This is a genomic window from Serratia sp. JSRIV002 (genome assembly GCF_019968725.1).
GTDB lineage: Bacteria > Pseudomonadota > Gammaproteobacteria > Enterobacterales > Enterobacteriaceae > Chania > Chania fonticola_B.
In genome coordinates, this window is sequence record NZ_CP074143.1 from 4,652,485 (window position 1) to 4,667,676 (window position 15,192).

9 protein-coding genes, 2 tRNA genes and 3 rRNA genes are annotated in these 15,192 nt (G+C 53.5%); 8 read left to right on the forward strand and 6 right to left on the reverse strand.

What is annotated here, in order from left to right; genetic code table 11:
* Positions 1-31: 31 nt before the first annotated feature.
* The 3 genes from KGP26_RS21915 to KGP26_RS21925 all read left to right on the forward strand — a co-directional run bounded on the left by KGP26_RS21915 (position 32) and on the right by KGP26_RS21925 (position 4,601).
* Positions 32-2,683, forward strand: coding sequence for a bifunctional acetate--CoA ligase family protein/GNAT family N-acetyltransferase (locus KGP26_RS21915; protein WP_223664616.1), 2,652 nt, complete (start codon positions 32-34; stop codon positions 2,681-2,683).
* 153 nt (positions 2,684-2,836) lie between these two features.
* On the forward strand, positions 2,837-4,192 hold the full coding sequence (gene pssA, locus KGP26_RS21920; RefSeq protein ID WP_218518976.1) for a CDP-diacylglycerol--serine O-phosphatidyltransferase: 1,356 nt from the start codon (positions 2,837-2,839) through the stop codon (positions 4,190-4,192).
* A 76-nt stretch (positions 4,193-4,268) separates the two neighbouring features.
* Positions 4,269-4,601 carry a YfiM family lipoprotein gene (locus KGP26_RS21925; RefSeq protein ID WP_094981238.1) on the forward strand — a complete coding sequence of 111 codons (333 nt, stop codon included), beginning with the start codon at positions 4,269-4,271 and terminating at the stop codon, positions 4,599-4,601.
* Between the two features lie 316 nt (positions 4,602-4,917).
* On the opposite strand, the gene rrf is transcribed toward KGP26_RS21925, so the two are convergent.
* The 6 genes from rrf to gmhB all read right to left on the reverse strand — a co-directional run bounded on the left by rrf (position 4,918) and on the right by gmhB (position 11,122).
* A 5S ribosomal RNA gene (rrf, locus tag KGP26_RS21930) occupies positions 4,918-5,033 on the reverse strand.
* A gap of 103 nt (positions 5,034-5,136) precedes the next feature.
* A 23S ribosomal RNA gene (locus KGP26_RS21935) occupies positions 5,137-8,044 on the reverse strand.
* A gap of 219 nt (positions 8,045-8,263) precedes the next feature.
* A tRNA-Ala gene (locus KGP26_RS21940) sits at positions 8,264-8,339 on the reverse strand.
* 108 nt (positions 8,340-8,447) lie between these two features.
* Positions 8,448-8,524: transfer RNA gene (locus KGP26_RS21945), tRNA-Ile, on the reverse strand.
* 75 nt (positions 8,525-8,599) lie between these two features.
* Positions 8,600-10,140 (reverse strand): 16S ribosomal RNA (locus KGP26_RS21950).
* The 16S, 23S and 5S rRNA genes sit together here with 2 tRNA genes alongside, the layout of an rRNA operon.
* A 418-nt stretch (positions 10,141-10,558) precedes the next feature.
* Positions 10,559-11,122, reverse strand: a complete 564-nt coding sequence (gene gmhB, locus KGP26_RS21955; protein ID WP_021179944.1) for a D-glycero-beta-D-manno-heptose 1,7-bisphosphate 7-phosphatase — start codon at positions 11,120-11,122, stop codon at positions 10,559-10,561.
* A 186-nt stretch (positions 11,123-11,308) separates the two neighbouring features.
* Here gmhB and metN point away from each other — a divergent pair, with 186 nt between their 5' ends.
* The 5 genes from metN to tsaA all read left to right on the forward strand — a co-directional run bounded on the left by metN (position 11,309) and on the right by tsaA (position 15,126).
* Positions 11,309-12,340 (forward strand): methionine ABC transporter ATP-binding protein MetN, encoded by a 1,032-nt coding sequence (metN, locus tag KGP26_RS21960; RefSeq protein WP_021806092.1) that lies wholly within the window; start codon positions 11,309-11,311, stop codon positions 12,338-12,340.
* Positions 12,333-12,986: a methionine ABC transporter permease MetI gene (locus tag KGP26_RS21965; protein WP_021179942.1), complete on the forward strand. Its 654-nt coding sequence runs from the start codon at positions 12,333-12,335 to the stop codon at positions 12,984-12,986. Before metN ends, KGP26_RS21965 begins: the two co-directional genes overlap by 8 nt.
* A gap of 98 nt (positions 12,987-13,084) precedes the next feature.
* A complete protein-coding gene (locus KGP26_RS21970) occupies positions 13,085-13,900 on the forward strand; it encodes a MetQ/NlpA family lipoprotein (RefSeq protein ID WP_021806093.1) in 816 nt (271 codons plus the stop codon).
* Between the two features lie 117 nt (positions 13,901-14,017).
* The gene (gene rcsF / locus KGP26_RS21975; RefSeq protein ID WP_024485562.1) at positions 14,018-14,422 is read left to right on the forward strand and encodes an Rcs stress response system protein RcsF; all 405 of its coding nucleotides are present in this window, start codon (positions 14,018-14,020) and stop codon (positions 14,420-14,422) included.
* Positions 14,419-15,126 (forward strand): tRNA (N6-threonylcarbamoyladenosine(37)-N6)-methyltransferase TrmO, encoded by a 708-nt coding sequence (gene tsaA / locus KGP26_RS21980; protein ID WP_021179939.1) that lies wholly within the window; start codon positions 14,419-14,421, stop codon positions 15,124-15,126. The genes rcsF and tsaA overlap by 4 nt, the downstream gene beginning before the upstream one ends.
* Positions 15,127-15,192: the final 66 nt, after the last annotated feature.

Here is a 15,192-nt window from a genome sequence, read left to right on the forward strand (position 1 = left end):
CAGGCAAACCGATCAGGAGCAGGAGCCGCACATGAGCCAGAGAGGGTTAGAAGCGCTATTACGTCCCAAATCAATTGCCGTGCTCGGCGCTTCGCAACAGCCCGGCCGGGCTGGCTACCTGATGATGCGCAATCTGCTGGCTGGCGGTTTTACCGGCCCGATACTGCCGGTCACGCCTCGCTACAAGGCTGTCTGCGGCGTGATGGCCTATCCCGACGTAGCCAGCCTGCCGCTGACCCCCGATCTGGCCGTGCTGTGTACCAATGCCCAGCGTAACCTGGCACTGATCGAAGCCCTGGGTGAGCGCGGCTGCAAAACCGCTATCGTACTTTCCTGCCCCGTGGAACAATTCGCCGAGCTGAAGGCCACCGCACAACGTTACTCAATGCGCCTGCTGGGGCCAAACAGCCTGGGCTTGCTGGCGCCTTGGCAAGGTATCAACGCCAGCTTTTCGCCGGTCCCCATTCAGAAAGGCAAGCTGGCGTTTATCTCCCAGTCTGCCGCCGTGGCGAACACCATTCTGGACTGGGCGCAACAACGGGAGGTTGGCTTCTCCTACTTCATCGCGTTAGGGGATAGCCTGGATATCGACGTCGACGATCTGCTCGACTTCCTGGCCCGCGACAGCAAAACCAGCGCCATTCTGCTGTATCTGGAAAACATCAACGACGCGCGGCGTTTCCTTTCCGCCTCCCGCAGTGCCTCACGCAATAAGCCGATCCTGGTGATCAAAAGTGGCCGTAGCCAACAGGCGCAGCTACTGCTCAACAGCCAGCAGGGATTGGACGCCGCCTACGATGCGGCCATCCAACGCGCCGGTTTGCTACGTGTACAGGATACTCACGAGCTGTTTTCCGCCGTGGAAACCTTGAGCCATATGCACCCGCTACGCGGTGAGCGGCTAATGATTATCAGCAACGGCGCGGCCCCCGCAGCCATGGCGCTGGACCAATTACTCTCCCGCAACGGTAAGCTGGCAACGTTGACGGATGAGACTCAGGAGAAGCTGAGCACTGCCCTACCGGAGTTTATCCGGCCAGGAAATCCTATCGATCTGCGTGATGATGCAACCCCCAAGCGCTATCTGGCCGCTCTGCAACCGCTGCTCGACAGCCACGACTATGACGCCCTGCTGCTGATCCATGCCCCTAGCGCCGCCTCTCCGGGCACTGAGACCGCCGAACGGCTGATCGAGGCCATCCGCCAGCACCCACGTGGGAAACGCATTACGCTGTTAACCAACTGGTGTGGCGAATACTCCTCTCAGGAGGCCCGCCGCCTGTTTACCGAGGCCGGGATCCCAACCTATCGTACGCCAGAAGGCGCGGTCACCGCGTTTATGCATATGGTGGAATACCGCCGTAACCAGAAGCAACTGAAGGAAACCCCGGCGCTACCGATTGGGCTTACGGCCAATACCGCTGCCGCGCACCAGTTAATTCATCAAGCGTTGGGCGAAGGGGCTAGCCAGTTGGATACCCATGAAGTCCAACCGATTTTGCAGGCTTACGGCCTCAGCACCCTGCCAACCTGGATTGCCAGTGACAGCGCCGAAGCGGTGCACATTGCCGAACAGATTGGCTACCCGGTAGCGCTCAAGCTGCGCTCTCCGGATATCTCGCATAAATCCGAAGTTCAGGGGGTCATGCTTTATTTACGTACTGCCACCGAGGTGCAGCGTGCGGCGGAAGCGATCCTCGATCGGGTGAAGCGTACTTACCCGCAGGCGCGCATCCACGGTCTGTTAGTGCAAAGCATGGCCAACCGTGCCGGGGCACAAGAGCTGCGGATTGCCGTTGAACAGGATGCCACCTTCGGCCCGCTGATAATGCTCGGCGAAGGCGGCATCGAATGGCGTAAGGAAAACCAGGTCGCCGTTGCCCTGCCGCCGCTGAATATGGCGCTGGCGCGTTATCTGGTGTTGCAGGCGGTGAAAGGAGGCAAAATCCGTGGGCGCAGTGCGCTGCGGCCGCTTGATATCCCCGGCTTAAGCCGCCTGTTGGTGCAGGTTTCCAACCTGATCCTTGACTGCCCAGAGATCTCACGCCTCGATATTCATCCGGTATTAGCCTCCGGTAGCGAATTTACCCTGCTGGACGTTTCCATGCAGTTAACGCCTTTCAGTGGCGATCCACAGGCGCGCCTGGCGATCCGCCCTTATCCCCATGAGCTGGAAGAAACCATTGAATTAAAAGACGGTTCTCAATGCCTGTTCCGCCCGATCCTGCCGGAGGATGAACCGGCGCTGAAGCACTTTATCGACCGCGTCACCAAAGAAGATCTCTATTACCGCTACTTTAGTGAGATCAACGAGTTTAGCCACGACGATTTGGCTAACATGACCCAAATCGACTACGATCGAGAAATGGCTTTCGTAGCGGTACGCCATGGCGAAGAGATCATCGGCGTGACGCGCGCCCTGTCAGATCCGGACAACACCGACGCCGAATTCGCCGTACTGGTACGTTCCGATCTGAAAGGCCTGGGTCTGGGCCGACAGCTCTTGATGAAAATGATTGGCTATGCGCGAGCGCAAGGCCTGATCCGCCTGACAGGCATTACGATGCCGAATAACCGCGGAATGGTCACACTGGCTCAAAAGCTGGGGTTCAAGGTCGATGTGCAAATTGACGAAGGGATTGTCAATTTAACCCTGCCGCTACAGGATGGGGCGACGCCGTGACCGCTGTCGCAATGTAATACGAATCCACTACTTAACGCCAAAACATACGCACAATCGGGGCAACTAGTGGTATTATCGCCCGATTGTTCGAAGCATTTTATTCATGGAAGTGGCGTTCCGGCCATCCAAATATGAGAGAAGAAGCGCACTGTGATGTTGTCAAAATTTAAACGTAGCAAACATCAACAACACCTTGCACAACTGCCCAAACTCCCCCAGACGGTTGCTGATGTCCGTACCCTTTTTACGCCGGCTGATTTCCGTGCAACGCTGCTGGAATCGATCGCTAACGCAACAACCCGCATTTATCTGGTAGCGCTCTATCTGGAGCATGACGATGCGGGCCGCGATATCCTCAATGCGCTCTATCAAGCCAAGCAGCAGCGCCCTGAGCTGGAGATCTGCGTGTTGGTAGACTGGCATCGTGCTCAACGTGGGCGTATCGGTGCGGCAGCGGCCAATACCAATGCCGACTGGTACTGCGCTATGGCTGCACAGCACCCGCAGGTTTCGGTGCCGATTTACGGCGTTCCGGTCAATACTCGCGAAGCGCTGGGCGTACTGCATTTGAAGGGCTTTGTCGTTGACGATACGGTGTTCTACAGCGGCGCCAGCATTAATGATGTCTATCTGCACCAGCATGATAAGTATCGTTACGATCGCTATCAGCTGATAACCAATAATCTGTTGGCGGTGACCCTGTGCGATTACATCAAACAGCATCTGTTAACCGCCGGTGCCGTGCAGCGTCTTGATCGTGCTGACAGGCCCAAAAGCCTCGAGATCAAAAACGAAATCCGCCTGTTCCGCTTTGCCCTACGCCGTGCCGCCTATCAATTTCAGGGGAACGCCAGTAATGATGAGCTGGCCGTCACCCCGTTAGTCGGCCTGGGTAAACAGAGCATTCTGAACAAAACGATCCACCACCTGATGTGCAGCACCGATCAGAAACTGACGCTGTGCACGCCTTACTTCAACCTGCCAGCCTTGCTGGTGCGCAATATCATTTATCTGCTGCGCCAAGGAAAACAGGTGGAGATCATCGTGGGTGACAAGACGGCCAATGACTTCTACATTCCTGAAGATCAGCCGTTCAAGATTATCGGTGCGCTGCCTTATCTCTATGAAATCAACCTGCGCCGCTTCCTGAGCCGCCTGCAACGCTATGTTGATACCGGCCAGCTGATTGTGCGCCTGTGGAAAGACGGCGATAACAGCTATCACCTCAAAGGGATGTGGGTCGATGACGAGTGGCAGTTGATCACCGGTAACAACCTCAACCCGCGCGCCTGGCGGCTGGATCTGGAGAACGCCATTCTGTTCCACGATCCCAAGCACGAAATGCAGGAACAACGGCATAAAGAGTTGGAAACGATCCGTACCCATACCACAGTGGTTGGCCACTATCTCGAATTGCAAAGCATTCAGGAATATCCGGTCAAGGTGCGTAAACTGATCCGTCGTCTGCGTCGGATCCGTATCGATCGCTTGATTAGCCGTATATTGTAAACTCGCTATAATTAACTGCACCACAGCCCGGCAATGCCGGGCTTTTTTGTCCATATTGAGACAGGATGTTTTCACTATGTGCCCACTCCGCCCGTTTATCCTCCTTCCGGTACTGTTGTTCTCCAGTGGCTGTACCCACATGGCCAATGATAGTTGGACCGGTAAAGACAAGGCTCAGCACTTTGTGGCTTCCGCTGCATTTGCCGCCGCTGGCGCAGCTTATGGCGATCATCAGAACTGGAATGAGGCACGTAGCCGCAGTTTTGGCCTGCTATTTTCGGTTGGGTTGGGCGCGGCAAAAGAGCTGTATGACAGCCGCGAAGGCGGTACGGGCTGGAGCTGGAAGGATTTTGCCTGGGATGTGGCAGGGGCTGCGACAGGGTACAGTATTTATCATCTGGCGCGTTGAAGCTTGGTAATGACCCCTCACCCTAACCCTCTCCCACAGGGAGAGGGAACCGATCGAGTCCGCGGATCTCTCTGTGTAATACTTCATCTTTCTACTTACTTCCAACGTCCTGAAGCGGTACGGGCAACCCCAACCTCTCCCCACTTTCCGAAGCAGTACGGGCTCATCCACGACGCCGGACGGCTCCCTCTCCCTCACACGGGGGTTCAGTTGTTCTCGGCTGGTACTCTGGGAGAGGGTGGGGGTGAGGGGCATTTCTGTTTTTGACCCATAGCAAAAAGGCCATCCTTGCGGATGGCCTCTTGGCTTAATTGATGCCTGGCAGTGTCCTACTCTCGCATGGGGAGACCCCACACTACCATCGGCGCTACGGCGTTTCACTTCTGAGTTCGGCATGGGGTCAGGTGGGACCACCGCGCTATTGCCGCCAGGCAAATTCGTTTCATTCTTGGCCGTTACTTTCGTAACCACCAGAACCAATCTCGGAACTTCACTGAAAATCTCTACAATCTCTTCAAAACACCTTCGGTGTTGTAAGGTTAAGCCTCACGGATCATTAGTACTGGTTAGCTCAATGCATCGCTGCACTTACACACCCAGCCTATCAACGTCTTAGTCTTAAACGTTCCTTCAGGGGCCTTAAAGGCCCAGGGAAGACTCATCTCGAGGCAAGTTTCGCGCTTAGATGCTTTCAGCGCTTATCTTTTCCGCACTTAGCTACCGGGCAGTGCCATTGGCATGACAACCCGAACACCAGTGGTGCGTTCACTCCGGTCCTCTCGTACTAGGAGCAACCCCTCTCAATCTTCCAACGCCCACGGCAGATAGGGACCGAACTGTCTCACGACGTTCTAAACCCAGCTCGCGTACCACTTTAAATGGCGAACAGCCATACCCTTGGGACCTACTTCAGCCCCAGGATGTGATGAGCCGACATCGAGGTGCCAAACACCGCCGTCGATATGAACTCTTGGGCGGTATCAGCCTGTTATCCCCGGAGTACCTTTTATCCGTTGAGCGATGGCCCTTCCATTCAGAACCACCGGATCACTAAGACCTACTTTCGTACCTGCTCGAGCCGTCACTCTCGCAGTCAAGCTAGCTTATGCCTTTGCACTAACCTCACGATGTCCGACCGTGATTAGCTAACCTTCGTGCTCCTCCGTTACTCTTTGGGAGGAGACCGCCCCAGTCAAACTACCCACCAGACACTGTCCTCACCCCGGATCACGGGGCCGAGTTAGAACATCAAACATTAAAGGGTGGTATTTCAAGGTTGGCTCCATGCAGACTGGCGTCCACACTTCAAAGCCTCCCACCTATCCTACACATCAAGGCTCAATGTTCAGTGTCAAGCTATAGTAAAGGTTCACGGGGTCTTTCCGTCTTGCCGCGGGTACACTGCATCTTCACAGCGAGTTCAATTTCACTGAGTCTCGGGTGGAGACAGCCTGGCCATCATTACGCCATTCGTGCAGGTCGGAACTTACCCGACAAGGAATTTCGCTACCTTAGGACCGTTATAGTTACGGCCGCCGTTTACTGGGGCTTCGATCAAGAGCTTCGCCTTGCGGCTGACCCCATCAATTAACCTTCCAGCACCGGGCAGGCGTCACACCGTATACGTCCACTTTCGTGTTTGCACAGTGCTGTGTTTTTATTAAACAGTTGCAGCCAGCTGGTATCTGCGACTGGCTTCAGCTCCGAGAGCAAGTCTCTTCACCTACGCGCCAGCGTGCCTTCTCCCGAAGTTACGGCACCATTTTGCCTAGTTCCTTCACCCGAGTTCTCTCAAGCGCCTTGGTATTCTCTACCTGACCACCTGTGTCGGTTTGGGGTACGATTTGATGTTACCTGATGCTTAGAGGCTTTTCCTGGAAGCAGGGCATCAACTACTTCTGCACCGTAGTGCATCGTCATCACGCCTCAGGGTTGGTAGCGTTCCGGATTTACCAGGAACACCCCCCTACACGCTTAAACCGGGACAACCGTCGCCCGGCTAGCCTAGCCTTCTCCGTCCCCCCTTCGCAGTAACACCGAGTACAGGAATATTAACCTGTTTCCCATCGACTACGCCTTTCGGCCTCGCCTTAGGGGTCGACTCACCCTGCCCCGATTAACGTTGGACAGGAACCCTTGGTCTTCCGGCGAGCGGGTTTTTCACCCGCTTTATCGTTACTTATGTCAGCATTCGCACTTCTGATACCTCCAGCAAACCTCACAGTTCACCTTCAACGGCTTACAGAACGCTCCCCTACCCAACAACGCCTGAGCGTCGCTGCCGCAGCTTCGGTGCATGGTTTAGCCCCGTTACATCTTCCGCGCAGGCCGACTCGACCAGTGAGCTATTACGCTTTCTTTAAATGATGGCTGCTTCTAAGCCAACATCCTGGCTGTCTATGCCTTCCCACATCGTTTCCCACTTAACCATGACTTTGGGACCTTAGCTGGCGGTCTGGGTTGTTTCCCTCTTCACGACGGACGTTAGCACCCGCCGTGTGTCTCCCGTGATAACATTCTTCGGTATTCGGAGTTTGCATCGGTTTGGTAAGCCGGGATGGCCCCCTAGCCGAAACAGTGCTCTACCCCCGAAGATGAGTTCACGAGGCGCTACCTAAATAGCTTTCGGGGAGAACCAGCTATCTCCCGGTTTGATTGGCCTTTCACCCCCAGCCACAAGTCATCCGCTAATTTTTCAACATTAGTCGGTTCGGTCCTCCAGTTAGTGTTACCCAACCTTCAACCTGCCCATGGCTAGATCACCGGGTTTCGGGTCTATACCTTGCAACTATTCGCCCAGTTAAGACTCGGTTTCCCTACGGCTCCCCTATACGGTTAACCTTGCTACAAAATATAAGTCGCTGACCCATTATACAAAAGGTACGCAGTCACACCACGAAGGTGCTCCCACTGCTTGTACGTACACGGTTTCAGGTTCTATTTCACTCCCCTCGCCGGGGTTCTTTTCGCCTTTCCCTCACGGTACTGGTTCACTATCGGTCAGTCAGGAGTATTTAGCCTTGGAGGATGGTCCCCCCATATTCAGACAGGATGTCACGTGTCCCGCCCTACTCATCGAACTCACAATTAATGCATTTTAGTGTACGGGGCTATCACCCTTTGCTGCGCGACTTTCCAGACGCTTCCACTAACACAAGAACTGATTCAGGTTCTGGGCTGTTCCCCGTTCGCTCGCCGCTACTAGGGGAATCTCGGTTGATTTCTTTTCCTCGGGGTACTTAGATGTTTCAGTTCCCCCGGTTCGCCTCGTATGGCTATGTATTCACCATACGATAGTGTGTCGAAACACACTGGGTTTCCCCATTCGGGTATTGCCGGTTATAACGGTTCATATCACCTTACCGACACTTTTCGCAGATTAGCACGCCCTTCATCGCCTCTGACTGCCTAGGCATCCACCGTGTACGCTTAGTCACTTAACCTCACAACCCGAAGGTGTTTCTGTAAACAGAGACACTGTCGTGCTGTTTATTTGAGAGACTCTATGACAGGTTAATCCTTACCCCAATACTTCTACGGAGGGATAAGTTTCAGCTGTCATGTTTCAATTTTCAGCTTGTTCCAGATTGTTAAAGAGCAAAATACTTCGCAGCATACTGTTGCCAGTACACTCTGAAGTATTATCAAGGACCATATGGATATGGTGGAGCTAAGCGGGATCGAACCGCTGACCTCCTGCGTGCAAGGCAGGCGCTCTCCCAGCTGAGCTATAGCCCCATACAGTCACTTGCAGAAACCTTTATTTACCACTCGCTCAGGCAAGGCATGCTCACTGGACGTTTACGGTGTAAACGTATCGCGTGCAACGCAGCACAAGTGCGAATTTGGTAGGCCTGAGTGGACTTGAACCACCGACCTCACCCTTATCAGGGGTGCGCTCTAACCACCTGAGCTACAAGCCTATAAAGGTATTTCTGCTCGTTACTTTTTCATCAGACAATCTGTGTGGACACTGCACTCAACTGCATATCTTTAGGTAAGGAGGTGATCCAACCGCAGGTTCCCCTACGGTTACCTTGTTACGACTTCACCCCAGTCATGAATCACAAAGTGGTAAGCGCCCTCCCGAAGGTTAAGCTACCTACTTCTTTTGCAACCCACTCCCATGGTGTGACGGGCGGTGTGTACAAGGCCCGGGAACGTATTCACCGTAGCATTCTGATCTACGATTACTAGCGATTCCGACTTCACGGAGTCGAGTTGCAGACTCCGATCCGGACTACGACATACTTTATGAGGTCCGCTTGCTCTCGCGAGTTCGCTTCTCTTTGTATATGCCATTGTAGCACGTGTGTAGCCCTACTCGTAAGGGCCATGATGACTTGACGTCATCCCCACCTTCCTCCGGTTTATCACCGGCAGTCTCCTTTGAGTTCCCGCCATTACGCGCTGGCAACAAAGGATAAGGGTTGCGCTCGTTGCGGGACTTAACCCAACATTTCACAACACGAGCTGACGACAGCCATGCAGCACCTGTCTCACAGTTCCCGAAGGCACCAATCCATCTCTGGAAAGTTCTGTGGATGTCAAGAGTAGGTAAGGTTCTTCGCGTTGCATCGAATTAAACCACATGCTCCACCGCTTGTGCGGGCCCCCGTCAATTCATTTGAGTTTTAACCTTGCGGCCGTACTCCCCAGGCGGTCGACTTAACGCGTTAGCTCCGGAAGCCACGCCTCAAGGGCACAACCTCCAAGTCGACATCGTTTACAGCGTGGACTACCAGGGTATCTAATCCTGTTTGCTCCCCACGCTTTCGCACCTGAGCGTCAGTCTTTGTCCAGGGGGCCGCCTTCGCCACCGGTATTCCTCCAGATCTCTACGCATTTCACCGCTACACCTGGAATTCTACCCCCCTCTACAAGACTCTAGCTTGCCAGTTTCAAATGCAGTTCCCAAGTTAAGCTCGGGGATTTCACATCTGACTTAACAAACCGCCTGCGTGCGCTTTACGCCCAGTAATTCCGATTAACGCTTGCACCCTCCGTATTACCGCGGCTGCTGGCACGGAGTTAGCCGGTGCTTCTTCTGCGAGTAACGTCAATGAACAGTGCTATTAACACCGAACCCTTCCTCCTCGCTGAAAGTGCTTTACAACCCGAAGGCCTTCTTCACACACGCGGCATGGCTGCATCAGGCTTGCGCCCATTGTGCAATATTCCCCACTGCTGCCTCCCGTAGGAGTCTGGACCGTGTCTCAGTTCCAGTGTGGCTGGTCATCCTCTCAGACCAGCTAGGGATCGTCGCCTAGGTGAGCCATTACCTCACCTACTAGCTAATCCCATCTGGGCACATCCGATGGTGTGAGGCCCGAAGGTCCCCCACTTTGGTCCGAAGACGTTATGCGGTATTAGCTACCGTTTCCAGTAGTTATCCCCCTCCATCGGGCAGTTTCCCAGACATTACTCACCCGTCCGCCGCTCGTCACCCAGGAGCAAGCTCCCTGTGCTACCGCTCGACTTGCATGTGTTAGGCCTGCCGCCAGCGTTCAATCTGAGCCATGATCAAACTCTTCAATTAAAAGCTTGATTTGCTGACACTGTTCATTAAAGAACGGTGCAGCGATGCTCGAAAATTAACTTTCGTAATCATTCATTCGCATGAATGACTGCTTGGTCACTCTTCAAGACTTGATATTTTTTTGCTACCGAAGTAGCTGGATATCGTCTTGTGAGTGCCCACACAGATTGTCTGATAAATTGTTAAAGAGCAGTGAGTTACGCGCTTTCGCTTGCTAACTCGAGGTGGCGTATATTACGCTTCCCTCTTTCAGAGTCAACCTTAATTTCAGGTTTTTTTCTCTGCGACCCCCGGAGACTCTGTGAAGTTGTTCACATGTTCCGTGTCGATGGAGGCGCATTATAGGGAGCTGGTTCAGAATGACAAGGGATAATATGCACTTTTCTTCCGACCGCTCACTATTCATGCATAACGCTGCTTAAACCCGCTTTTTAATCGCTGCCGGCAGCTCTTGCAGGCTGTTTAGCACCCAATCCGCCGCTTTTTCGCCTTCTTCAGTCACTGGCTTGCCGGTGCGTACCAACACTTTAGTGCCTACCCCTGCAGCTGCGGCCGCCTGCATGTCTTCGATTTTGTCGCCAACCATATAAGAAGCGGCCAAATCGATGTTCAGTTCTTTCTGCGCCTGCAACAACATGCCCGGCTGCGGTTTGCGGCAATCACAAACCTGGCGATACTCTTCTATTACTGCTTCAGGATGATGTGGGCAGAAATAGATGCCGTCCAGATCGACGTCGCGGTCAGCCATCGACCAGTCCATCCATTCTGTCAGACGCATAAACTGGTCTTCGCTGAATTTACCACGGGCAATGCCAGACTGGTTGGTGACCAGCACCAGTGCGAAGCCCATGCTTTTCAGTTCACGGCAGGCGTCAATCACGCCATCGATAAACTGGAAATCATCTATTTCATGGACGTAGCCATGATCGATATTAATCGTGCCGTCACGATCTAAGAAAATTGCTGGAACGCGTTGTGTCACCGGTATGCTCCTGAAAGCCTGAAAACCGCCACAGTATCGCATGTTTTCGCCGAGACTGAGAATGATGAAGAATAGCGTTAACGTTGACTTGGACGTCTAGACGCCTTAACATCTGATCCAGACCTTGGCGCTGATCAAGGTCTCTCTTTATTAGGCCACGGCAACCAAGCTAAAAATAAGAAGAATATGATTAAACTTTCCAACATCACCAAAGTGTTCCAGCAGGGGTCGCGTTCCATTAGCGCACTCTCTGACGTGACTCTTCACGTTCCTGCCGGACAGATTTATGGCGTCATCGGTGCCTCAGGCGCCGGTAAGAGTACGCTGATCCGCTGCGCCAACATGCTTGAGCGCCCAACGTCAGGTACCGTTCTGGTTGATGGCCAGGATCTAACCTCCCTGTCTGAAGGTGAGCTGACGCGCGCACGCCGCCAGATTGGCATGATCTTCCAACACTTTAACCTGCTTTCTTCACGTACGGTCTTCGGTAACGTTGCCCTGCCGTTGGAGCTGGACAACACCCCACGCGCGGAAATCAAAAAACGCGTGGTCGAACTGCTGGAGCTGGTTGGTCTGTCAGATAAGCACGATGCCTACCCTGCCAATCTGTCAGGCGGCCAAAAGCAGCGTGTGGCCATCGCCCGTGCGCTGGCTAGCAATCCTAAAGTGCTGCTGTGCGACGAAGCGACCAGTGCGCTGGACCCTGCCACCACCCGCTCCATTCTTGAACTGCTGAAAGATATCAACCGCCGTCTGGGGCTGACCATCCTGCTGATCACCCATGAAATGGACGTAGTGAAACGTATCTGCGATCAGGTCGCGGTTATCAGCCAAGGTCAATTGATTGAGAAAGATAGCGTTAGCGAAGTGTTCTCCCATCCCAAGACGCCGCTGGCACAGCAGTTTATCCAGGCTACGCTGCATCTGGATATTCCGGATGATTATGCCGCACGTCTGGTACCTGAGCGTACCGGAGGCCGTCAACCGCTGTTACGCCTGGAGTTTACCGGCCGCTCGGTCGATGCCCCGTTACTGTCAGAAGCGGCTCGTCGCTTTAACGTGAACAACAATATTATCAGCGCACAGATGGATTACGCTGGCGGCGTGAAGTTCGGCGTGATGCTGGCTGAACTGCACGGCTCCGATGAAGATGCACAGGCAACGATTAAGTTCCTACAAGAAAATCAGGTAAAAGTAGAGGTTCTGGGTTATGTCTGAGGCAATGATGTGGTTAATGGCACGTGGCGTGTGGGAAACCGTTACGATGACCTTTGTCTCCGGCTTCTTTGGCTTTGTTCTTGGCTTACCGGTTGGCGTACTGTTATATGTGACCCGCCCTGGGCAAATCATTGCCAACAATACCGTCTATAAGGTGTTGTCCGGATTGGTGAACATTTTCCGTTCCATCCCGTTCATTATCCTGCTGGTCTGGATGATCCCGTTCACTCGCATGATCGTTGGCACCTCTATCGGTTTGCAGGCGGCTATCGTTCCACTGACCGTGGGCGCGGCTCCCTTTATTGCCCGTATGGTAGAAAACGCCCTGTTGGAAATTCCGTCAGGTCTGGTTGAAGCTGCTCGTGCCATGGGTGCGACCCCAATGCAAATCATCACCAAAGTGCTGCTGCCTGAAGCGCTGCCAGGTTTGGTGAATGCCGCTACCATCACGCTGATCACCCTGGTGGGCTATTCTGCAATGGGCGGTGCCGTTGGTGCCGGTGGCTTAGGTCAAATTGGTTATCAGTATGGTTATATTGGTTATAACGCTACCGTGATGAATACGGTATTAATATTACTGGTGGTGCTGGTGTATCTGATCCAGTTTGGTGGCGACCGTATCGTGAAGGCCGTTACCCACAAATAGTTTTACCCACGCGCTGACATCTACTCGATAGCTTTGCTGCATCTGGCAGCATAAAGAGTAAGGCGTATTTCATATGCGAGTCTAATTGAGGAAGGGATATGTCGTTAAAGTTTAAATCCATCGCAACAATCGGCGCACTGATCGGTACTCTGGCTCTGGCCGGTTGTGGCCAGGATGAAAAAGATCCAAACCATATCAAAGTGGGTGTTATTGTTGGTGCTGAACAGCAAGTAGCTGAAGTGGCACAAAAAGTAGCAAAAGATAAGTATGGCCTGGACGTTGAGCTGGTCACCTTCAACGACTACGTGTTGCCAAACGAAGCCCTGAGCAAAGGCGATATCGATGTCAACGCCTTCCAGCACAAGCCTTACCTGGATCAGCAGATCAAGGATCGTGGTTATAAGCTGGTTACGGTGGGTAACACCTTCGTGTACCCGATCGCCGGTTACTCCAAAAAGATCAAATCCATTGATGAGCTGCAAGATGGTTCACAGGTAGCACTGCCTAACGATCCCACCAACCTGGGCCGTTCACTGTTGCTGCTGCAAAAACAGGGTCTGATCAAGCTGAAAGACGGTGTTGGCCTGCTGCCAACCGTGCTGGATGTGACCGAGAACCCGAAAAACCTGAAGCTGGTTGAACTGGAAGCACCACAGCTGCCACGTTCACTGGACGATCAGCAAATCGCTCTGGCCATCATCAACACCACTTACGCCAGCCAGATTGGTTTGACGCCAGCCAAAGACGGTCTGTTTGTTGAAGATAAAGACTCACCTTACGTCAACATCATGGTTGCCCGTGAAGATAACAAAGACGCGGAAAACGTGAAGAAATTCGTTCAGGCTTACCAGTCTGACGAAGTTAACGAAGCAGCCAACAAGATCTTTAACGGTGGCGCAGTAAAAGGCTGGTAATCATTCCTTAGCCATTTTATTCCGATAATTGCAAGACGGGCTACGGCCCGTCTTGTTATTTGTGCCAGAGATTGCTTCAATAGCGCCACTTTGATTATAAAATGGCAGGGACTCTCAATGCGTGTTTTACCTCTCTGTTTGTTAGCGCTCGCGCTGACTGGATGCTCAACGCAGCACACGGCTCCATCCACAACAAACAGCACAACAACTACGGCCGCTCCCGCTCCGGTAAAAGCCACCCCAGCAGCCCGCCCGGCCCCGGTAAAACTGTACAAGAGTGCAGAAGAACTGGTCGGTAAACCTTTCCGCGATTTAGGTGAGGTTTCTGGCGAATCTTGTCAGACCACGGTTCAGGACTCTCCGCCAAATCTGAATACCGCACGTAAGCGCATGCAGACCCGAGCCTCCTACATGAAGGCCAATGCGGTGCTACTGCATGACTGTCAGATTGTCAGCGGCGTCGCCGGTTGTTACCAGCAGGCCATCTGCCAAGGCTCTGCGCTTAACGTCTCAGCCAAATGACCGAATTTGTTTTTGAGCAGATCGGCACCATCCGTTCTCCGTATAAAGAGAAATTCGCGGTTCCCCGTCAGCCTGGGCTAGTTGAAGACGGCGGCGGTGAACTGGTGCTGTTGCCGCCTTACAATCAACCCGAAGCGGTACGTGGCCTCAGCGAGTTCAGCCATCTGTGGGTGATGTTTGTGTTTCATCAAACCATGGAAGGAGGCTGGCGTCCTACCGTGCGGCCTCCTCGTCTGGGCGGCAATGCGCGTATGGGCGTGTTCGCCACCCGTTCGACCTTTCGCCCTAACCCGTTGGGTATGTCCTTGATCGAACTGAAAGGCATACGGACTCAAGGGGGCGAGGTGGTACTGGAGCTGGGCAGCCTGGATTTGGTTGACGGTACGCCGGTGGTCGATATCAAACCTTATTTGCCGTTTGCCGAAAGCCATCCGCAAGCGCGGGCCGGGTTTGCTCAGGCGGCTCCGGCCGGTGATATGCCGGTGTATTTCTCGCCCGAAGCGGAACAACAACTGCAGCAACATGTGCGGCGCTACCCCAACCTGCGCCGTTTTATCACTCAGGTTCTGGCGCAAGATCCTCGCCCCGCCTATCGAAAAGAAGAAGCCAGCGGGCGCGAATATGCGGTATGGTTGTTGGAGTTCAACGTGCGCTGGCGGATCGTTGATAGTCAAAGCGAAGTGTTGTCGCTCGACGCCCGTTAAAATTCCGCCCGCTCTCTTTTGACAACCGGCTTGCGCTGGTAAACTAAGCCACTTTTGAAAATTTTG